The organism is Streptomyces sp. NPDC044106, assembly GCF_056433985.1.
On record NZ_JBWKFZ010000003.1, the window covers coordinates 516,241 to 536,195 of the forward strand.

18 protein-coding genes and 1 tRNA gene are annotated in these 19,955 nt (G+C 71.6%); 9 read left to right on the forward strand and 10 right to left on the reverse strand.

Annotated elements, in window-relative coordinates; all coding sequences use genetic code 11:
• The first annotated feature begins 39 nt into the window (after positions 1–39).
• The 3 genes from AC07DI_RS07455 (at position 40) to AC07DI_RS07465 (ending at position 3,811) form a co-directional block, all read left to right on the forward strand.
• Positions 40–1,287 (forward strand): NAD(P)-binding protein, encoded by a 1,248-nt coding sequence (locus tag AC07DI_RS07455; protein ID WP_478902813.1) that lies wholly within the window; start codon positions 40–42, stop codon positions 1,285–1,287.
• A 187-nt stretch (positions 1,288–1,474) separates the two neighbouring features.
• Complete coding sequence (locus tag AC07DI_RS07460; protein ID WP_478902868.1) at positions 1,475–2,491, forward strand: zinc-binding dehydrogenase; 1,017 nt, start codon at positions 1,475–1,477, stop codon at positions 2,489–2,491.
• A 93-nt stretch (positions 2,492–2,584) separates the two neighbouring features.
• A complete protein-coding gene (locus AC07DI_RS07465; protein ID WP_478902869.1) occupies positions 2,585–3,811 on the forward strand; it encodes a GNAT family N-acetyltransferase in 1,227 nt (408 codons plus the stop codon).
• A gap of 134 nt (positions 3,812–3,945) precedes the next feature.
• Here the strand turns inward: AC07DI_RS07465 and AC07DI_RS07470 are convergent, their stop codons facing one another.
• Positions 3,946–4,833 (reverse strand): aminoglycoside phosphotransferase family protein, encoded by an 888-nt coding sequence (locus AC07DI_RS07470; protein WP_478902814.1) that lies wholly within the window; start codon positions 4,831–4,833, stop codon positions 3,946–3,948.
• A 34-nt stretch (positions 4,834–4,867) separates the two neighbouring features.
• On the opposite strand from AC07DI_RS07470, the gene AC07DI_RS07475 reads away from it, so the two are divergent.
• On the forward strand, positions 4,868–5,590 hold the full coding sequence (locus AC07DI_RS07475; RefSeq protein ID WP_478902816.1) for a rhomboid-like protein: 723 nt from the start codon (positions 4,868–4,870) through the stop codon (positions 5,588–5,590).
• On the opposite strand, the gene AC07DI_RS07480 is transcribed toward AC07DI_RS07475, so the two are convergent.
• A complete protein-coding gene (locus tag AC07DI_RS07480) occupies positions 5,568–6,434 on the reverse strand; it encodes a DsbA family protein (RefSeq protein WP_478902818.1) in 867 nt (288 codons plus the stop codon). The genes AC07DI_RS07475 and AC07DI_RS07480 overlap by 23 nt on opposite strands.
• A gap of 137 nt (positions 6,435–6,571) precedes the next feature.
• Here AC07DI_RS07480 and AC07DI_RS07485 point away from each other — a divergent pair, with 137 nt between their 5' ends.
• On the forward strand, positions 6,572–8,056 hold the full coding sequence (locus tag AC07DI_RS07485) for an NAD(P)/FAD-dependent oxidoreductase (RefSeq protein WP_478902820.1): 1,485 nt from the start codon (positions 6,572–6,574) through the stop codon (positions 8,054–8,056).
• 21 nt (positions 8,057–8,077) lie between these two features.
• Here AC07DI_RS07485 and AC07DI_RS07490 read toward each other — a convergent pair whose 3' ends face one another.
• On the reverse strand, positions 8,078–8,956 hold the full coding sequence (locus AC07DI_RS07490) for a helix-turn-helix transcriptional regulator (RefSeq protein WP_478902822.1): 879 nt from the start codon (positions 8,954–8,956) through the stop codon (positions 8,078–8,080).
• A 159-nt stretch (positions 8,957–9,115) separates the two neighbouring features.
• Between AC07DI_RS07490 and AC07DI_RS07495 the strand changes: the two genes are divergently transcribed.
• Complete coding sequence (locus AC07DI_RS07495) at positions 9,116–10,144, forward strand: aldo/keto reductase (RefSeq protein ID WP_478902824.1); 1,029 nt, start codon at positions 9,116–9,118, stop codon at positions 10,142–10,144.
• Positions 10,145–10,257: 113 nt separating this feature from the next.
• Here the strand turns inward: AC07DI_RS07495 and AC07DI_RS07500 are convergent.
• Positions 10,258–10,331 (reverse strand) — tRNA-Thr (locus AC07DI_RS07500).
• A gap of 368 nt (positions 10,332–10,699) precedes the next feature.
• Here AC07DI_RS07500 and AC07DI_RS07505 point away from each other — a divergent pair.
• The 3 genes from AC07DI_RS07505 to AC07DI_RS07515 all read left to right on the forward strand — a co-directional run bounded on the left by AC07DI_RS07505 (position 10,700) and on the right by AC07DI_RS07515 (position 13,330).
• Entirely contained in the window at positions 10,700–11,836 is a 1,137-nt protein-coding gene (locus tag AC07DI_RS07505; protein WP_384263225.1) for an ABC transporter ATP-binding protein, read from the forward strand.
• Positions 11,837–12,052: 216 nt separating this feature from the next.
• Positions 12,053–12,505: a hypothetical protein gene (locus tag AC07DI_RS07510; protein WP_384263950.1), complete on the forward strand. Its 453-nt coding sequence runs from the start codon at positions 12,053–12,055 to the stop codon at positions 12,503–12,505.
• A gap of 102 nt (positions 12,506–12,607) precedes the next feature.
• Positions 12,608–13,330, forward strand: coding sequence for a nucleotidyltransferase family protein (locus AC07DI_RS07515; RefSeq protein WP_384263952.1), 723 nt, complete (start codon positions 12,608–12,610; stop codon positions 13,328–13,330).
• A 106-nt stretch (positions 13,331–13,436) separates the two neighbouring features.
• Here AC07DI_RS07515 and AC07DI_RS07520 read toward each other — a convergent pair whose 3' ends face one another.
• The 6 genes from AC07DI_RS07520 to AC07DI_RS07545 form a co-directional block, all read right to left on the reverse strand.
• Complete coding sequence (locus AC07DI_RS07520) at positions 13,437–15,125, reverse strand: DoxX family membrane protein (RefSeq protein ID WP_478902826.1); 1,689 nt, start codon at positions 15,123–15,125, stop codon at positions 13,437–13,439.
• A gap of 95 nt (positions 15,126–15,220) precedes the next feature.
• On the reverse strand, positions 15,221–16,168 hold the full coding sequence (gene rlmB, locus AC07DI_RS07525) for a 23S rRNA (guanosine(2251)-2'-O)-methyltransferase RlmB (protein ID WP_478902828.1): 948 nt from the start codon (positions 16,166–16,168) through the stop codon (positions 15,221–15,223).
• 110 nt (positions 16,169–16,278) lie between these two features.
• Positions 16,279–17,679 (reverse strand): cysteine--tRNA ligase, encoded by a 1,401-nt coding sequence (gene cysS, locus AC07DI_RS07530; RefSeq protein WP_478902830.1) that lies wholly within the window; start codon positions 17,677–17,679, stop codon positions 16,279–16,281.
• 88 nt (positions 17,680–17,767) lie between these two features.
• Positions 17,768–18,274, reverse strand: coding sequence for a 2-C-methyl-D-erythritol 2,4-cyclodiphosphate synthase (gene ispF / locus AC07DI_RS07535; RefSeq protein ID WP_478902832.1), 507 nt, complete (start codon positions 18,272–18,274; stop codon positions 17,768–17,770).
• Positions 18,264–18,995 carry a 2-C-methyl-D-erythritol 4-phosphate cytidylyltransferase gene (gene ispD / locus AC07DI_RS07540; protein WP_384261191.1) on the reverse strand — a complete coding sequence of 244 codons (732 nt, stop codon included), beginning with the start codon at positions 18,993–18,995 and terminating at the stop codon, positions 18,264–18,266. The genes ispF and ispD overlap by 11 nt, the downstream gene beginning before the upstream one ends.
• Positions 18,996–19,328: 333 nt before the next feature.
• A complete protein-coding gene (locus AC07DI_RS07545; RefSeq protein WP_003953493.1) occupies positions 19,329–19,811 on the reverse strand; it encodes a CarD family transcriptional regulator in 483 nt (160 codons plus the stop codon).
• Positions 19,812–19,955 lie beyond the last annotated feature (144 nt).

Here is a 19,955-nt window from a genome sequence, read left to right on the forward strand (position 1 = left end):
AGAGGTGAAGCCCAAGCACTCCCCAGGGAGATCACCCCCATGCCCCAGAACAACACCAACACCGACGCCACCACCAACACCAGCACCAAACCCAGCACCGCACCGCGCCCCCGCCACCTCACCGTCATCGGCGGCGGCTTCGCCGGTCTCACCGCTGCCATCACCGCCGCCGAGGCAGGCGCCCGCGTGACCCTCCGCGAGGCCCACCACACGCTCGGAGGTCGCGCCCGCACCTCCGAAGGCACGTACAAGACGAACGAGGGCCCGCACGCCCTCTACAACGGCGGCCCGCACTGGACCTGGCTCAAGCAGCGCAACCTCATCGGCCCGCTCGCTCCCCTGCCGCCCCTCGAAGGGGCCCGTCTGCGCCTGCTGCACCACGGCGAGCTGCGTCGCATGCCACCCCTGGCCATGCTCAAGCTGCTGCGCCGCAAGGCGGAACACGCGCCGGTGGACCGCGACTTCACGAGCTGGGCGACGGAGGAGGTCGGCGAGGAGGGCGCACGCGCCGCCGCGCACTACGTCGCCGTGGCCACCTTCCACCACGACCCCGGCTCGCTCTCCGCCCGCTTCGTGCACGAGCGCCTGCGCCGCGCCGCCAAGCTGCCCCCGGAAGCGCACTACCCGCGCGGCGGCTGGGGCTCGCTCATCGACCGCATGGCCGCGCTCGCCTGGAACATGGGCGTACGCACGGAGACGCTGGACCGCGTCGACAACCTGGGCGAACTGCCGCAGAACGGCCCGGTCGTCGTCGCGACGTCGCTCGACTCGGCGCGCCGCCTGCTCGGCGACGAGTCCCTGCACTGGGAGAGCGGCCGCACGACACTCGTCGACGTGGCGTTCCGTTCCCGCAGGGGCGACGCCTTCGTCATCTCCGACCTGGACGGGACGGGTTGGGTCGAACGTTTCACCGCCCAGGACCACACGCTCGCCCCCGACGGCGAACAACTCGTACAGGCGCAGATCCCGCTCGCCCCTGGCGAGACCAAGGCGGACGGCGTGGCCCGCGCCGAACGCCTGCTCGACCTGGGCTACCCCGGCTGGCGCGAACGCCTGACCTGGCGCCGCGCCACGATCGCCAACGGCCGTACGGGCGCGCTGGACCGCCCCGGCACCACGTGGCGGGACCGCCCCGCGATCGACCGCGGTGACGGGATCTACCTGGCGGGCGACCAGGTCGCGGCGCCGGGCCTGCTGTCCGAGGTGTCGTTCAACAGCGCGTTGGAAGCGGTCACGCTCGCGCTGGCCGGATCGTCGGCCCTTGACCTCAAGTCCACTTCAGGTTGAAGGGTGAGGGGACGTACCGACGCCTCCCCAGTCGCCCCCCCGGCCGACCCGCACCACGCACCGGCCGAACCCAGCGAGGAGCCCCCCGATGCCCACCACACACGCTGCCACACACGCCCCCACCAGAACCGCCACCGCAGACACCACGGACACCCCCCGCACTCCCACCCCCACCCCCACCCCCACCATGCACGCCATCCGCCTCCACGCCTTCGGCCCCGCCGAGAACCTCGTACACGAGGAGACGGAGATCCCCGAACCGGCCGCCGGCCAGGTCCGTATCACCGTGGCGGCAGCCGGCGTGCACCTCCTGGACACCACGATCCGCGAGGGCATACAGGGCCCGCTCCCCGCGCTCCCCACCCTGCCCACCATCCCCGGCAGGGAAGTCGCGGGCACCGTCGACGCGCTCGGCGACGGCGTCCCCGCGCACTGGCTGGGCAAGCGCGTCGTCGCCCACATGGGCTTCGCCCCGGGGGGATACGCCGAGCGCGCCGTCACCGAGGAGTCCCGCCTGCACGAGGTCCCCGACGGGCTCGACCCCGCGGAGGCGGTCGCCCTGATCGGCACGGGGCGTACGACGATGGGGATCCTCCAGTTCGCGAAGCTGACCCGGAACTCCGTGGCCGTCATCCCCGCGGCCGCGGGCGGCATCGGCACGCTCCTCACGAGGTACGCAACACACCGGGGCGCCACGGTGATCGGCCTGGCGGGCGGCCCGGAGAAGACGGACCGGGTCCGCGCGAACGGCGCCGACCTGGCCGTGGACTACACGGACCCGGCGTGGCCGGAGGAGGTCCGCGCGTACCTCGCGGAGCAGCTGGACGGCCGCGCGGCCACCGTCGTCTTCGACGGCGTGGGCGGCAGGGCGGGCCGTGCCGCGGTCGACCTGCTCGGCCCCGGCGGCCTCCACCTCGTCTTCGGCTGGTCCGGCCGGGGCTCCGGCGACGGCGCGGAACTCAGTTTCACCGAGGGGGAGCTGGCCGCTCGCGGGATCAAGCGGATCGACGTCCTCGGCCCGGCGATGATGCGCAGGACGGGCGGCGACAACCCCACCCGAGCCCTCGAACTGGCCGCTCTCACCGCCGGGAGACTCGGCCACTTCACGCCGGCCGTGCAGCGCTACCCCCTCGCGGAGGCGGCAGCGGCCCACCGCGCGCTGCGCAACCGCGAAACGATGGGCAAGGTGGTCCTGATCCCGTGATCCCGCGACCCCGCGCCCCCGCGACGCGATGGGGTTGGCGCACAAATTCGGATGCCCGTCCCCATTCCGGGAACTACCGTCCGTTATATGGGTATGGAAACCGTCCAGTTCCGCGACATCCCCGAGACGGCGATCGACCGCGCGCTCTCCCTCGCCTACCTCGTCTTCCACGAGAGCCCGGAGGACGAGAAGCGCAAGCACCACCACGACCTGCTGCGCGGCTGCACCCGCATCGGCGCGTACGAGAACGGCGAACTCGTCGGGTTCGTCGCCGCCTTCCCCTTCACTCTGTCGGTTCCGGGCGGCGAACTGCCCTGCCCCTGCCTGACCTTCGTCTCGGTCGCCCCGACCCACCGACGGCGCGGCGTGCTGTCCGGGATGCTCGCGGAGCTGTTCGCGAGAGCGGCGGGCGAGGGTTCGCCGATCGCGTCCCTGTGGGCGTCGGAGGACTCGATCTACGGCAGGTTCGGCTTCGGCACGGCCACCTACGGCCACACCATCGAGATCGACTCCCGGCGCCCGCTGGCCCTGCGCATCACCCCCGACGACCGCCCGCTGCGCCTGATCCCCCCGGCCGACGCCCCCGGCCTGCTCGGCGAGTACTACGACCGCACACGCGCCGAGCGCGCGGGACGCATCGCCCGCAGTGAGGCGTGGTGGCGCGAGGAGTGGCTGGTGGAGGAGGACGAGGAGGACGACGAGCTGTCACCGGCCCGCGTGGTCGTCCTCGGCGCCCCGGGAGAACCGGTCGCCGGGTACGCGGTCTACCGCACCAAGACCAGAGACGACGCCCCCGGCCTGGTCCGCCTGGACGAGCTGGAGGCCGACACACCGGCCGCCGCGGCCGCGCTCTGGCGCTATCTCGCGTCGATCGACCTGACGGGCCTGATCCGTGCCTGGGGCCGCCCCGTCGACGACCCGCTGCACCTCTTCGCCGCCGACCGCGACCAGGTGCGCGTCACGGGCGAGTTCCCCGCCCTGTGGCTCCGCCTGATCGACGTGCGTGCCGCGCTCACCGCCCGCTCCTGGGCGGCGCCGGTGGACGCGGTCCTCGACGTACGGGACGACCGCCTCCCGGCCAACGCGGGCCGCCACCGCCTGACGGCGTCCCCCGACGGTTGTACGTACGAGAGGGCGCACAGCCGCCCGGCGGACCTCACCATCGACGCGCGCGACCTGGCCGCGGCCTACCTGGGCGGTACGCGGATCGACGCCCTCGTCCGTGCGGGCCTGGCGACGGAACACACGCCGGGGACGACGGCGGCGCTGGACGCGGCGCTGCACACCACGCGACTCCCGCACACGGTCGACGAGTTCTGACCCTGGTGGAGGCTCTAATAGCCTGTCTTTGAACCCCCGCCTGCGCCCCGGCGCCCGGCACGCACGCTCGGCGCACGGAGCCCCAGGACAGGTGGCTCCGCCACATGACCTGGAACTCCGCACACAACGCCGTCTCACCGTCCGAGCAGCCGCCGCGCGATCTCCATGTCGTCGGCCACCGGCGGCCGCCCGTCCTCGATCTCCCACAGCGCGTTCTGCAGGACCCGCCCCAGCGTCCACGCGCGCGCCCGCTCGCGGTCCAGGCCCAGCACCTCGGTCATCGCGTCGAACCGCCACAGCACGTCGTCCGCGTCGAACCTGTTGTCGATGGCGGGCCACAGATCGAAGCCGGGGTCCCCCGCGAGCGGCTTGGGGTCGATGGCGAGCCACGGTTCGCGCTCGCCCGCCAGTACGTTCTCGAAGTGCAGGTCCCAGTGCAGCATCCGGTCGCCCGGCTCACCCATGACCTCGCGCACCGCGCCCCCGCACCGCTCCACGAGCGCGCGCTCGGCCGGATCGGCGACCGACTTCAGCGCGCCCGGCAGGTCGTCGACCATCTCGGCCGCGATGTCGCCGAGCCGGCGCATGCCGTCCGGCGCGGGCCCGGCCGTCAGCCTGGCGAGGAGCTCGGCGATGACGAGGACCGCCTTGCGGGTGTCGGCCATCGTCGACAACATCCGCCCGGAGTCGAGGCGTTCGAGCAGCATGGTGCCGGTGGCCGCGTCGTGGTCGAGGAGGCGGACCGCCCCGTCGCCGCCCCACAGCCGCAGCGCGACCGGCTCGCCCTCGGTCTCCTCGTCGAGGAGCTGGAACTTCACCGCGGCGGGCGTACCGTCGGCGCGCACCACGGGCAGCACGAGCGCGGCCATGCCGTGCATGGGTTCCCCGTCGAGCGTCAGGTCCCAGCGCTCGACGATCTCCTCCACGCGCTCCGGCAGCGCGGCGATGAAGGCCCGCCCCGGCTCCCCCGCGTACCTGTGCTGCGACTCGACCAGCTCGTCCGGAATCCGAATGTCGATCACGAGCGCGACCCTACCGACGTGCGTGAATCACCGCATGAGGATTTTCCGGGGCACGATCCAGGGGGGACGGGGGCTGCGCGGGACCCGGGGCGGGACCCGGGGCGCGACCCGGGGCACGGTCCGGGGGATCGCCTCGTACGTCCGCAGCGCCCCGGGGACGTACATCTGGCTGGTGGTCCTCTTCGTGACGACCGTCGCGATGCGCCACATGTCGCCGGAGTTCGAGGCCGACTTCCTGCGCCAGCGCTCCACCAACATCCACGAGCTGTCACGGAACCCGGTGCGTGTGCTGATCTCCAGCGCGTTCTGGATCGACGGCGGCGGCTGGCTGCCGTACGCCGTCCTGTACACGGTGTTCCACGCGAGCGCCGAGCGGTGGCTCGGCACCCGGCGCTGGCTGGCGGTGGCGGTGCCCGCCCACGTCCTCGCCACGCTCGTCAGCGAGGGCGTCCTCGCGCTCGCCGTCCACCACGGCGCCGCACCCCGCTCGTCGGTGAACACCCTTGACGTGGGCGTGAGTTACGCGCTCGCGGGCGTGGTCGCCGTGCTCACGTATCGCGTCCCGACGCCGTGGCGGTACGGGTACCTCCTCGTCGTCCTCGCGGTGTACGGCACCCCGCTGATCACCGGCAGGACCTTCACCGACCTGGGCCACTTCACCTCGGTCCTGATCGGTCTGGCCTGCTACCCGCTGACACGGGGCGCCGCACGGACTCCGCGCCCGCGCCCGCACCTCAGGAAATGCCCGCCGCCCTGAGCTCCTCGGCGAACGCCGCCTGCTCGTAGAGGGAGTTGCCGTCGGACTTCTCACCGTCGACGAGGACGGTCGGCGTGCCCGTGATGCCGTCCTCGGAGAAGGCCTTCATCGCCTCCCCGACCCACTTCTTGTACGTCCCGTTGGTGACCGCCCTGTCGAAGGCACCGCCGCGCAGGCCCTCGACCTTGCCCGCGATCTTCAGCAGGAAGGCGGGCGTGTACGCGTCGTCCGTCTCCTGCGCCGCCTGGTTGGCGAAGACGGCGGCGTGGAACTGCGGGAACCTGCCCGCGTCCACGGACGCCCGCAGGGCGTTGGCCGCGTTCACCGAGCCGCTGCCGCCGAGGCTGCCGTCGAGGAACGACGCGATCGTGTACTCGACCTTGACCTTGCCGTCGGCGACCGGCTTCACCAGCGCCTGCGCCCCGCCGTCCTCGAACCTCTTGCAGAACGGGCAGCGCGGGTCCTCGTACACCTTGACCGTATGCTTGGCCTTCGGATCGCCGACGGTGATCACGCCTCCCTTCACGGAGGCGGGGACCTTGGCGATTCGGGCACTGGCGGCCGGGGGTGCCTTGGCCTCGGGGCCACCGGTTCCGGGATCGTCGGAAGCCGAGCCACCGGACGCCGAGCCGCCGGAAGCCGGGGCGCCGGGCTCCGGATTCTTCTCGCCGGACGAAGCCGAAGCGGCCGGCTTCTCGCTCACGCGGCCGAGCGTGCTGCCATTGTGGTCGTCATCGGGGCCACAGGCGGACGCGGTCACTCCGATCAGCGCCGCCGCGGCGACCGCGACGGCGACGCGACCGGCCCTGCTTCCGGCCATCCGCCCGGCCTTGTGTACGGCCATGAGTTGAGCCCTCCAGATGTCGACAGGTACCGCATTTCGTCAGGTACCGCTCAAAGTATCGGAATCTATCCCGCGCCCCGAGCACCGCCCGACTCACCCCCTCCACACGGCCCCCACCTGCGCAGTAACGTCCGCCCATGAGCAGCGCGAGGAGCACGAGCAGCACAAGCGGAAGTACGGGCACGGACACGGGAACCGGCACCAGCACCAGCACCAGCACCAGCACGGGAACCGGCACCGTCAACGGCGGCATATCGTTCTGGTACGCGGACCAGGGCCTGCCCGCCGCCCGCGAACCCCTCACCTCCGACGCGACGGCGGACGTCTGCGTCGTCGGCGGCGGCTACACCGGCCTGTGGACCGCGTACTACCTGAAGAAGGCCGCCCCCTTCCTCCGCGTCACCGTCCTCGAGCAGAAGTTCTGCGGTTACGGCGCCTCCGGCCGCAACGGCGGCTGGCTCTACAACGGCATCGCGGGCCGCGACCGCTACGCCCGCCTGCACGGCCACGAAGCGGCGGTCCGCCTCCAGCGGGCGATGAACGACACGGTGGACGAGGTGATCCGGACCGCGGCCGAGGAATCGATCGAGGCCGACATCCACCACGGCGGCGTACTCGAAGTGGCCTACACCCCCGCCCAGTTGCGCCGCCTCAAGGCCTTCCACGACACGGAACTCTCGTACGGCGAGAAGGACCGCACCCTGCACGGCGCCCGCGAGACGGCCGAGCGGATACGGGTGACCGGCGCGGTCGGCTCGACCTGGACACCGCACGGCGCCCGCCTGCACCCGGTCAAACTGGTGCAGGGCCTCGCGGCGGCCGTCGATGCGCTCGGCGTGACGATCCACGAATGGACCCCCGTCACCGAGATCAGGCCCAAGCACGCGGTCACCCCGTACGGCACGGTCCGCGCCCCCTACGTCCTGCGCTGCACCGAAGGGTTCACCGCAGCACTCAAGGGCCAGCGCCGCACCTGGCTCCCCATGAACTCCTCCATGATCGCCACGGAGCCGCTGACGGACGCCCAGTGGAAGTCGATCGGCTGGGAGGGCCGCGAAACCCTCGGCGACATGGCCCACGCCTACATGTACGCCCAGCGCACCGCCGACGGCCGCATCGCGCTCGGCGGCCGCGGCGTCCCGTACCGCTACGGCTCGAAGACGGACAACGACGGCCGCACGCAGCAGCCCACCATCGAGGCCCTCCACACCATCCTGACCCGCTTCTTCCCCCAACTCGCGGGCATCCGCGTCGCCCACGCCTGGTCCGGCGTCCTCGGCGTCCCCCGCGACTGGTGCGCCACGGTCACCCTGGACCGCGCCACGGGCCTCGGCTGGGCCGGCGGCTACGTCGGCTCGGGCGTCGCCACCGCCAACCTCGCCGCCCGCACCCTGCGCGACCTGATCCAACAGGACTCCGGCCAGGCAGGCCCCACGGACCTCACCACCCTCCCCTGGGTCAACCACAAGGTCCGCAAATGGGAACCGGAACCCTTCCGCTGGCTCGGCGTCCACGGCATGTACGCGACCTACCGCAACGCGGACCGCCAAGAACTGACCACCCCGACCAGCACGGCCCCCCGGCTCGCCCGCATCGCGGACCGCTTGTCGGGACGCCACTGACACGCCCGCGCAGGTGCGGCTTCAGCGACCCGGACCACCGGCGTCCGCAAGGGGCCGGGCCCCGCCCGACAGCGCCAGCAGCGCCGCATGGGACGGCGAGCCCGGCTCGGCCGCGTACAGCAGCAGCGTCAGCCCCTCGTCGGGCGGCGGCAGCCGCAGCGCCTGAAAATGCAGCTCCATCAACCCGTGCTCCGGATGCCGGACGCGCTTGACACCGTGCCCCTTCTCCTCGACCTCCTGCGACTCCCACAACCGCGCGAACTCCGCGCTGCGCTGGCGGAGTTCACCGACCACCACACACAGCCGCTCACCATCCGGAGTACGGCCGGCCTCGGCACGCAGCACGGCGACGATCTCGCGGCGGATCTGCGCCGCCTCCGGGTGCGTGGCCTCCGCGTCCGGGTGCAGGAACATCTGCTTGGCGATGTTGCGCTCCTCCGGGGGCAGTTGCGCGAAGTCGCACCCCAGCTCCCCGCCGAGGCGGTTCCACGCCAGAACGTCCATGGCCCGGCCGTAGACCAGGGCAGCGACACCGTCCATCGCATCGAGCACGACCCGCAGACCGGGCCGTACGACCTGCGGCTCTTCCCGCACCTGCCGCCGTGCGGCCCCGCTGTGCGCCGCCCGGTGCGCCACGTTCCGCAGGTACTCGTGCTCGGCAGCGGTCAGCCGCAACCCACGGGCGAGGGCGTCAAGCACCTCCGGCGAGACGTTCCCGCCGCGGCCCTGCTCGATGCGCGTGTAGTACTCCACGCTGATCCCGGTGAGGCGGGCCGCCTCCTCGCGGCGCAGCCCGCGCACCCTTCGCCGCGTCCCGCCGGACGGCAGGCCGAACGCGGCCGGGTCCAGGGCCGCCCTGCGGGCCTTCAAGAACGCGTTGATCTCCGGCTCGGCATGCATCCGGCCATTCTCCGGCACCCCCGGCCCAACCAGGCCCTGCGGGTACCAGGCTCCGCCGGGCCTGGCAGCCGCCACGACCGGCGGGCAAGGTCGACCACGAGACCTGGTGATCACTCACGACACCAGCTGCACGCAGGACAGAAGGACAGGGAAGCACTCATGAACCGCAGGATTCTCGGCGGCACCGGCATTTCCGTCAGCGAGTACACCCTCGGCACGATGATGCTCGGCGCGTGGGGCACCAAGGACCACGACGAGGCCGTCCGCATCGTGCACACCGCTCTCGACGCGGGCATCAACACCCTCGACACCGCCGACATGTACTCCGACGGCGAGTCCGAGGTGATCGTCGGAAAGGCCCTCAAAGGCCGCCGGGACGACATCGTCCTCGCCAGCAAGTTCAGCAACCCGATGGGCACGGACGCCAACCAACGCGGCGCTTCCCGCCGTTACATCGTCCGCGCCGTCGAGAACAGCCTGCGCCGCCTCGACACCGACTGGATCGACGTCTACCAAGTGCACCGCCCCGATCCGGACACCGACATCGACGAGACCCTGTCGGCGCTGTCGGACCTCGTGCGCTCCGGCAAGGTCCGGGCGATCGGCTCGTCCACATTTCCCGCCGGTGAGATCGTCGAGGCCCAGTGGGTCGCCGAGAAGCGCGGCCACGTCCGCTTCCGCAGCGAGCAACCGCCGTACTCGATCCTGGCCCGCGCCATCGAACGGGAGGTGCTCCCCACCGCGCAGAAGTACGGCATGGGCGTCCTCACCTGGAGCCCCCTCGCAGGCGGCTGGCTGTCCGGCAAGTACGGCGGACCGGACGGCGCGGCCCCCGGTGAAGCCACCCGCTCGAATTTCCTGCCGCAGCTGTTCGACACCAGCCTGCCCGGCAACGCCGCCAAGCTCACCGCGGTCACCGAGTTGCGAAAGGTGGCCGCCGACGCCGGCCTGACGCTGCCCGCTCTGGCCACCGGGTTCGTCCTGTCGCACCCCGCCGTCACTTCCGTGATCATCGGCCCCCGCACCCACGACCAGCTCACCTCGCTGCTCGGCACCGCGGGAACGGCCCTGAGCGGCGACATCCTCGACCGCATCGACGAGATCGTGCCTCCCGGCACCGATCTAAACCACGACGTCACCCACTACGACCCGCCCGCACTCACGGACAGGACGCTGCGCCGCCGCTGACAGGGCAGGAGCTCGACGCGGGCACGAGAGGTACTGCACGGGAGGTACCGCACGGGAGATACTTCACGACATGGAGAAGCCCAGGCCAGATGCACTCTGACCTGGGCTTTTCGAGCCCCCTGTCGGAATCGAACCGACGACCTGATCATTACAAGTGACCCGCTCTGGCCAACTGAGCTAAGGGGGCAGCACGCACAGCACAAGGCTGGCCCGAGGCGCTCCCACTGTACACAGCGCATATTTCCCGAAGCCACAGGCCAAGCGCGAGGCGCTCGGCATCGCCGACCGACGCAAGCACCACGCCCGCCCGGCGTCGCCTATAAAGAGCCCCACCAAGGAGCAACGAAGGGTTGGCCCTGCGTTCCGGGGGCCCGAGCCAAAAGGTAACCGCTCCGCCAAGTTCGAAATGTTCCTCGAAGGTCGCCCGCGCACGACTACTGACAGACCGGTCCCCCCCGGGGTACCGTCCGAGCAGTTCGCTCAGGTGGACTACACCACTCCTCTCTTTACAACGGATCGTCCGGCACGTTCCTGCCGGTGAAGGGGGCCCTCACCATGGCCACTGTTTCGTTCGACAAGGCGACCCGCATCTATCCGGGTGGCGACAAGCCCGCCGTCGACCAGCTTGAGCTCGACGTCGCGGACGGGGAGTTCCTCGTCCTCGTCGGCCCTTCCGGCTGCGGCAAGTCGACCTCGCTCCGGATGCTCGCGGGGCTCGAGGACGTGAACCAGGGCGCGATCCGCATCGGGGAGCGCGACGTCACGCACCTGCCGCCGAAGGACCGGGACATCGCCATGGTGTTCCAGAACTACGCGCTGTACCCGCACATGACCGTCGCCGACAACATGGGCTTCGCCCTGAAGATCGCCGGCGTCAACAAGGCCGAGATCCGCCAGAAGGTCGAGGACGCGGCGAAGATCCTCGACCTCACCGAGTACCTGGGCCGCAAGCCCAAGGCGCTCTCCGGCGGTCAGCGCCAGCGCGTGGCGATGGGCCGCGCGATCGTCCGTGAGCCGCAGGTCTTCCTCATGGACGAGCCGCTCTCCAACCTCGACGCCAAGCTGCGCGTGTCCACCCGTACGCAGATCGCGAGCCTCCAGCGGCGTCTCGGCATCACCACCGTGTACGTCACGCACGACCAGGTCGAGGCCATGACCATGGGCGACCGCGTGGCCGTGCTCAAGGACGGTCTGCTCCAGCAGGTCGACTCGCCCCGCAACATGTACGACCGCCCGGCCAACCTCTTCGTCGCGGGCTTCATCGGCTCCCCCGCCATGAACCTCGTCGAGGTCCCGATCACCGACGGCGGCGTGAAGTTCGGCAACTCCGTGGTGCCGGTGAACCGCGAGGCGCTGTCCGCCGCCGCCGACCGCGGCGACCGCACCGTCACCGTCGGCGTCCGCCCGGAGCACTTCGACATCGTCGAGCAGGACGGCACCACCGCGAAGACCCTCTCCAAGGAGACCGCCGACGCGCCGGCCGGTCTGGCCGTCTCCGTGAACGTCGTCGAGGAGCTCGGCGCCGACGGTTACGTCTACGGCTCCGCGGAGGTCGGCGGCGAGCACCAGGACCTCGTGGTCCGGGTGAACGGCCGCCGGGTCCCGGAGAAGGGCGCCCAGCTGCACGTCGTGCCGCGGCCGGGCGAGACCCACGTGTTCTCGACGTCGACGGGCGAGCGCCTCACCGACTGACGCACCGTCAAACAGCCGACAGGGCCCCGTACCGCAGGTACGGGGCCCTTCGCGTACGGCCTGCCGCACAGGGGTGCGGGTGTCGACAAATACCCCGGCACAACGGGTCATTTCACCGGGGCCGCGTCAACACCGCTCCAGGAAAACATTCTTCTCTGTCGCTCAACCGAGTGACTAAATGTCGCCAAATCATCACCGAGCGCTACGCTCACTCGCGTGACGCACTCCGCCAACTACACCCAGAAGCGCCGATCCCATCGGGGACCCGCCCGCCGCATCGGCCGCACGCTCGCCCTCGTCCTGCCCGTGATGCTGGTGCTTTCCGGGACCCTCGCGGTCACCAGCGTCAACTGGTCGGGAGACTCCTCGGACTCGATGCTGACCGCGTCCGCCGACAACCTCTCCAAGCCCGCCAAGTCGCGCGCCCCGCATGACATCCTGCGCGACCGGCTCCTCCTGGAACTGCAGGAGAAGAACCCGGGCGTCGCGCTCACCCACCTTCAGCAGGAGGTGAACCGCCACCCCTCGCTGGCCCGGCACTGCGCCTCGCTCGCCCGCGCACTCGGCCGCGCCGCAGTGCGGGTGTACGGCCCGAGCCGCGCCCAGTCGTACGCCAGGCCCGTCTGCGACACGTCCTACGCCACAGGCGTCGCCCGGTACGCCTCTTGAGCCGTCCCGCGACCGGGAGCGGAAGCCGGGGGCGGGGCGGGAAGCGGGGCAGCGGGTGGGGCCGGGGGCAGAGCTCCGCGCTGTCCGCTTATCGTGCAGTGCATGACTGCTGACCCGCCTCCCAGGCAAGCCGTGATCCTCGCCGGAGGCCAAGGCTCCCGCCTCCGCCCCTACACCGACGACCGGCCGAAGCCGATGGTCGAGATCCCCGGCACGGGGACCCCGATCATCGGCCATCAGCTTGCCTGGCTGGCCGCGGAGGGCGTGACGGACGCCGTCGTCTCCTGCGGCCACCTCGCCGAGGTCCTCCAGGAGTGGCTGGACGCCGCCGACCTCCCGCTGAACGTGACCACGGTCGTCGAGAAGGAACCGCTCGGCCGCGGCGGCGGCCTCAAGTACGCCGCCCGTCACCTGCCGCACGCCGACCAGCCCTGGTACGCGACGAACGGCGACATCTGGACCCGTTTCTCGCTGCGCGACATGGCGGCCTTCCACGCCGAGCGCGACGCCACCGCGACCCTCGCCCTGGCCCGCCCTCGCATCCCGTGGGGCGCCGTGGAGACGGACGCGTTCGGCCACATCACGGACTTCATCGAGGCGCCGCCGTCCCCGTACCTCATCAACGCGGGCGTGTACGTGTTCTCGGCGGCCTTCACCGAGCTGCTGCCGGACCTCGGCGACCACGAGCGCACCACGTTCCCGCGCCTCGCCCGTGCCAAGCGCCTGGCGGGGTTCCCGCTGCCGCAGGGCGCCTACTGGCGGGCGATCGACACCGCCAAGGACCTCACCGAGGCCGCCAAGGAGCTCGCCGCACAGGGCCGTTGAGGGCCCAGGAGGTTTCCCTTCCGGATACGCCGACGGGGCCCCGCACGATACGTGTGCGGGGCCCCGTCGGCGTAGGCGGAACAGGCGTGGGCGGGACGTCGGAGCGTCAGTGGCCGAGCACTCCGCCCAGCAGTCCGCGGGGCTCCTCGCCGCCCCCTGAGCCACCCGACGTACCGGCGCCACCCGCCGCACCGCCCGCGCCGCCGGAACCGCCGCTGGACGACGGGCCCGCGGTCGTGGCCGCCGGCTGCTGCTGTCGCTGCGGCGCCGACTGCTGCGGCGGGGCCTGGCCCGCCGTGCCGCTGCTGCCCTGCGGCTGGCTGGGCTGCGTGGAGCCGACCGTGCCGCTCTCGCGGGAGCGGGCCGCGCCCGGCGCCGTGGCGCCCTGCGTGGGGCTCGCGGAGCTGCCCTGCGTCGGGGAGGGGCCCGCCGATGCGGTGGGGCTCTGCGACTGGCGGTGTTGCCGCTTCTTCGCGGGGTCTCCGGGGAGCGGGGAGCCCGGCAGTTCGTTGCGCGGCGCCTCGCCGGGACCCGGCGCGGTGACCCGGTCCGCGTCCCGCACCGCGCCGCCCAGCATCGATCCGATGAGCAGGGTGAGGCCGACCACGACCGCCCCGATCAGGCCGCCGCGGCGCAGCACGCGCCGTCGCAGGTCCCAGATGTCGACGCGGGGCCCGAGCGTGCGCCAGGCCTCACCTGCGAGGCGTCCGTCGACGGAGTAGACGGGCGCGCCCGCGATGATCAACGGTGACCAGGCGGCGAGGTAGATGATGTCGGGCGCGTCGTAGGCGGGGACGGTCTTCCAGCTCACGGTGACGATGAGCGCGGCCGAGAGCAGCACGCCGATCGAGGCGGCGACCCGCTGCCAGAGTCCGAGCACCGTCAGGACGCCGACGACGACCTGGAGGAAGGCGATGCAGAGTCCGGCGCCCACGGGGTGCTGGAGGGCGAAGTCGCGCAGTGGCTCGGCGAGTGCCCAGGGGTGCAGTGAGGTGAGCCACTTGACCATGGAGCCGCGTTCGCCGCCGTCGAAGTAGACGGGGTCGCAGAGCTTGCCCATCCCGGCGTAGATGGAGATGAAGCCGAGGAAGACGCGCAGCGGGAGCAGGACGACGCCGAGGTTCATGCGGCGTCCGGGGTAGTAGGCGTGCCGGACCGGGTCCGAGCCGCGCCTGCGGGGGCGCTCCTCGCCCTCGTCGCCCTCCTCGTCGTAGCCCTCGTCGTAGCCGTCGTCGTAGCCGTCGTACGCGTCGTGGGCGTTCTCGTCGGCCTGCTGGGCGAGCCGTTCGTCGTAGTCGCTGCCGGGCAGCCGCATCTGCGGCAGCAACCGGGTGCCGGAGGCGGGGGTGCGGGGTCCGATGACGGCGGGTGTCTCGGCGGTCTCGGGGCCCTCGTCCTCGATGCGCGGGATGACCTGGGTGGCGCCCGCGTCGTCGTAGGGTCCTGCCTCTTCGGCCGAACGGCGCACGCTGTTGCCGCGTACGGCCTGCAGCAGTCTGATCGCGCCGGTGTCGTCCGGATCGGACTTCCCGCTCCAGACGACGGGCGCGCGGCGCTTGGCGGCGGCCCCGGTGGCGGGGATGCGCACCGTCTCGTCGGGGATGCCCAAGTGCCGTGAGATGCGCGGGGATTGAGTGCGCCCAGCGGCGGGAAGCTGCACGCGGAAACTCGCGTGATTGACGATGACCTGCGCCGGGTCGCTCGGCACCTTCACCATGCTCAGCGCGGGAGCATCGTCGAAACCTGACGAGCTTCCCCCCGTGGGAGTGCGGGGTGTTCTGGTGTCCACACTCATCTAACCGAGTGATGTGTGTTTAGGACACTGCCTTGACCATGGGGAAGTGTCCGGGCCGCGTCAAGAGATCACCGCGGCCCGGACATCGCCGCCGGTCAGCTGCGGTGGCGCGACGCCTCGTAGAGCACGACGCCCGCCGCCACACCGGCGTTCAGCGACTCGGCGCCGCCCGGCATCGGGATGCGCACGCGGAAGTCGCAGGTCTCGCCGACGAGGCGGGACAGGCCCTTGCCCTCGCTGCCGACGACGATGACGACCGGGCCGCTGAGCGCCTGGAGGTCGCCGACCTCGTGCTCACCGTCGGCGGCGAGGCCGACGACGGCGACGCCCGCCTTCTTGTACGCCTCCAGAGCGCGCGTCAGGTTGGTGCAGCGCGCGACCGGCGTACGGGCGGCGGTGCCCGCGGACGACTTCCAGGCGCCTGCCGTCATGCCGGCGGCGCGCCGCTCGGGGACGAGGACGCCGTGGCCGCCGAAGGCGGAGACGGAGCGGACGACGGCGCCGAGGTTGCGCGGGTCGGTCACGCCGTCGAGGGCGACGATCAGCGGGTCCTGGCCCGCGTCGTACGCGGCGGCGGCGAGCTCCTCGGGGTGCGCGTACTCGTACGGCGGGACCTGGAGGACGAGGCCCTGGTGGTTGAGGCCGTTCGTCATGCGGTCGAGCTCGGGGCGCGGGGCCTCCATGAGGTGGATGCCGCCGCGCTCGGCCGCGAGCTGGAGCGCCTCGCGGACCCGCTCGTCGTTGTCGATGAACTGCTGGACGTAGAGCGTGGTGGCGGGCACGCCGTCGCGCAGCGCCTCGAAGACGGGGTTGCGGCCGACGACCATCTCGGAGGTGCCCTTGCCGCCGCGGTTCCTGGCCGCGGGACGACGGCCGCCGGCCGCCTTCTTGGCCTTGGCGGTGGCGATGCGGTTCTTCACGTGCCCCTTGCGCGCCTCGGCGGGCGGCGTCGGACCCTTGCCCTCGAGGCCGCGGCGCCGATTGCCGCCGCTGCCGACCTGCGCGCCCTTCTTGCCGGACATGCGGCGGTTGTTAGCGGCCATGACCTACCTGTCTGTTGTGGTGCGTGGGCGCGTACATGCGTACGCGCACGGAGGTGTACGTCTATGAAGTGTGCCGCCCGAAAGGCCGGGCGGCACATCAGCGGTGTCGCCTAGCGCGGACCGAGGGTCCAGCGGGGCCCTGTCGGGCTGTCCTCGATGACGAGGCCCGACTGGTTCAGCTGGTCGCGGATGGTGTCGGCGGTGGCCCAGTCCTTGCGGCCGCGGGCGGCCTCGCGCTGGTCGAGGACGAGACGGACGAGGGTGTCCACGACGCCGTGCAGGTCGTCGCCGCGGTCGCTCTGGCCACCGGCCCAGTGCGGGTCGAGCGGGTCGAGGCCGAGGACGCCGAGCATGGCCCGCACCTCGGCGAGGCGTGCCACGGCGGCTTCCTTGTCGTCGGCGGCCAGGGCGGAGTTCCCCTGGCGGACCGTGGTGTGGACGATGGCGAGCGCCTGCGGTACGCCCATGTCGTCGTCCATGGCGTCGGCGAAGGCGGGCGGCACCTGGGCGGCGGGCTCGACGATCCCGCCGGCCTTCTCCACCACGCGCTGCACGAAGCCCTCGATGCGGGAGAACGCGGACTCGGCCTCGCGCAGCGCCTCCGGGCTGTACTCGATCATCGAGCGGTAGTGCGGGGTGCCGAGATAGTAGCGCAGGACGATGGGGCGCCACTGCTTGACCATGTCGCTGACGAGGACCGAGTTCCCGAGGGACTTCGACATCTTCTCGCCGCTCATGGTGACCCAGCCGTTGTGCACCCAGTACCGCGCGAAGGTGTCGCCGAAGGCCTTGGCCTGGGCGATCTCGTTCTCGTGGTGCGGGAAGATCAGGTCGATGCCGCCGCCGTGGATGTCGAACTCGCGGCCCAGGTACTTGTGGGCCATCGCCGAGCACTCCAGGTGCCAGCCGGGACGGCCGCGGCCCCACGGGGTCTCCCAGGCGGGCTCGCCGGGCTTGGCGGCCTTCCACATGGCGAAGTCGCGCGAGTCGCGCTTGCCCGCGACGCCCTCGTCGGGCTGGCGCAGGTCGTCGATGTCCTGGTTGGAGAGCTCCAGGTACTGGGGCCAGGAGCGCACGTCGAAGTAGACGCTGCCGTCGGCCTCGTAGGCGTGGCCGCGCTCGATGAGGCCGCGCATCATCTCGACCATCTCGGTCACGTGCCCGGTGGCGCGCGGCTCGTAGGTGGGCGGGAGGCAGCCGAGCGCGTCGTATCCGCTGTTGAAGGCGCGCTCGTTCTCGTACCCGATCGACCACCAGGGACGGCCCTGGTCGGCCGACTTCTTGATGATCTTGTCGTCGATGTCGGTCACGTTCCGGATGAACGTCACGTCGTACCCGCGGTAGGTGAACCAGCGGCGCATGATGTCGAAGTTCAGGCCGGACCTGATGTGCCCGATGTGCGGGGCCGCCTGCACCGTGGCACCACAGAGGTAGATCGAGACACAGCCGTCGTTGAGGGGGCTGAAGTCACGGATCTGCCGGGCGCTGGTGTCGTACAGGCGAATCGTCACCACTCCAGGGTAGTGGGCGCCGGGCAGTGCCCTGTGCCCCGTTGGGCCACAGGGCACCGAACTGTGACGTCGCCGCGTCCTGCGGCTCTTACGCCGGTGTACGGACGACCAGGGCGGTCGCGATCGCCGCGAGCCCGTCGCCGCGGCCGGGAAAGCCGAGGCCGTCGGTGGTGGCGCCGGAGACGCTGACGGGGGCTCCGGCCGCTTCGGAGAGCACCTTCTGCGCCTCTTCCCTGCGCTTGCCGATCTTCGGGCGGTCGCCGATGACCTGCACGGCGACGTTGCCGACGGTGAAGCCGGCGGCCCTGACGATGCGGGCGGCCTCGGTGAGCAGGGTGAGACCGGAGGCGCCGGACCATTCGGGGCGTCCGGTGCCGAAGTGCGCGCCGAGGTCGCCGAGGCCCGCCGCGGAGAAGAGCGCGTTGCAGGCGGCGTGCGCGACGACGTCGGCGTCGGAGTGGCCGGCGAGTCCGGGGCCCTCGTCCTCCCACTTCAGGCCCGCGCACCACAGTTCGCGGCCCTCTTCGAAGGCGTGGATGTCGGTGCCGATGCCGACCTGCGGCAGCAGCGGCACCTGGTGGGCGTCAGAAGCCATCGTTGGCCCTCCTGCGGGCGAGGACGGCCTCGGCGAGCACCAGATCGAGGGGCCGCGTCACCTTGAAGGCCTCCTCGTGGCCCGGCACGCAGACGACGGGCAGGCCGAGCTGCTCGACCATTCCGGCGTCGTCGGTCACCTGGCCGGTGACGCTCTCGTGGGCGCGGACGAGCGTGGCGCGGTCGAAGCCCTGCGGGGTCTGCACGGCGCGCAGCCGGGCCCGCTCGGGGGTGGCCACGACGGCTTCGGGGCCGCCGGGCTCCGTGGCCGGTTCGACCTGCTTGACGGTGTCGGCCAGGGGCAGCGCGGGGACCACGGCGGGCGCTCCCTCGCGTACGGCCTCGATGACGCCGTCGACCGTGTCGACGGGCACCAGGGGGCGGGCCGCGTCGTGCACGAGGACGATGTCGAAGCCGGGCGGCAGGGCGTCGAGACCGGCGCGCACGGACTCCTGGCGGCTCTGACCGCCGGGTACGACGACGAAGTCGGTGCGCTCGGGCAGCGCGTGGTCGTCGAGGAGGGTCTTGACCTCGGGGGCGCCGTCGGGCGGTGCGACCACGACGACGAGGGAGACGGCCCGGGATTCCGCCATGGCGCGCACGGCGTGGATGAGCATCGGGGTGCCGTTCAGCGCGCGAAGCGCTTTGGGGGCGCCAGGGCCGAGGCGCACGCCCCGCCCAGCCGCGGGAATGACCACCGCGGTACGGGATTCGCTAGACATCGGTTCCGTTCAGGTTTGTGTGCTCGACCGACGTGGGTATGGCCTGGGCGTGCCCCCGGCTCGAGCGCAGTGCGGAGCCAGGGGAGTGCCGGGCACGAGCCTCGACCGGACCCCTTCCGTGACATCTGGTCGAGTCGGCTGCCGGAGCCCGGCACGCCCAACACGGCTCCCACGGGGCCGCACACGGCTGGGTACGAACATGCCGCAGCGCCCGGCGACTCCCATAAGGGTCAGCGGGCACCGCGGCATTATTGCGCCGATCATTACCGCACCGGGCAGCGCTGCGCCGATGCGGCGCGAGACCGCCGAGGCAGGCGCCTCGGACCGTCCGCGTCAGGACGCGAGGACCTCGTCAAGCAGGGCCTCGGCCTTGTCCTCGTTCGTGTTCTCCGCGAGGGCGAGCTCGCTCACCAGGATCTGGCGGGCCTTGGCGAGCATGCGCTTCTCGCCGGCCGACAGGCCCCGCTCCCGCTCACGACGCCACAGGTCACGCACGACTTCCGCGACCTTGATGACATCGCCGGAGGCGAGCTTCTCGAGATTTGCCTTGTAGCGACGCGACCAGTTCGTGGGCTCTTCGGCGTACGGCGCGCGCAGTACTTCGAAGACCCGGTCGAGGCCGTCCTGCCCGACCACATCACGCACACCGACGAACTCCGCATTGTCCGCTGGCACACGCACCGTCAGGTCGCCCTGAGCGACCTTCAGCACCAAGTAGGTCTTGTCCACGCCTTTGATCTGGCGAGTTTCGATAGCCTCGATCAGCGCGGCCCCGTGATGGGGATAGACCACGGTGTCGCCAACCTTGAACGTCATGTGACAGGTACCCCTTCCGTGGCTATCCATCCTAACACGAGAATCGCCTCTTCTGAATGGCGTTTTCGCAGGTCAGGGCATATCTCGGGGCTTGACAACAGCAACAGGAACGTGCTGCGGAGGGCTCCCGGAACGGGGTATTCG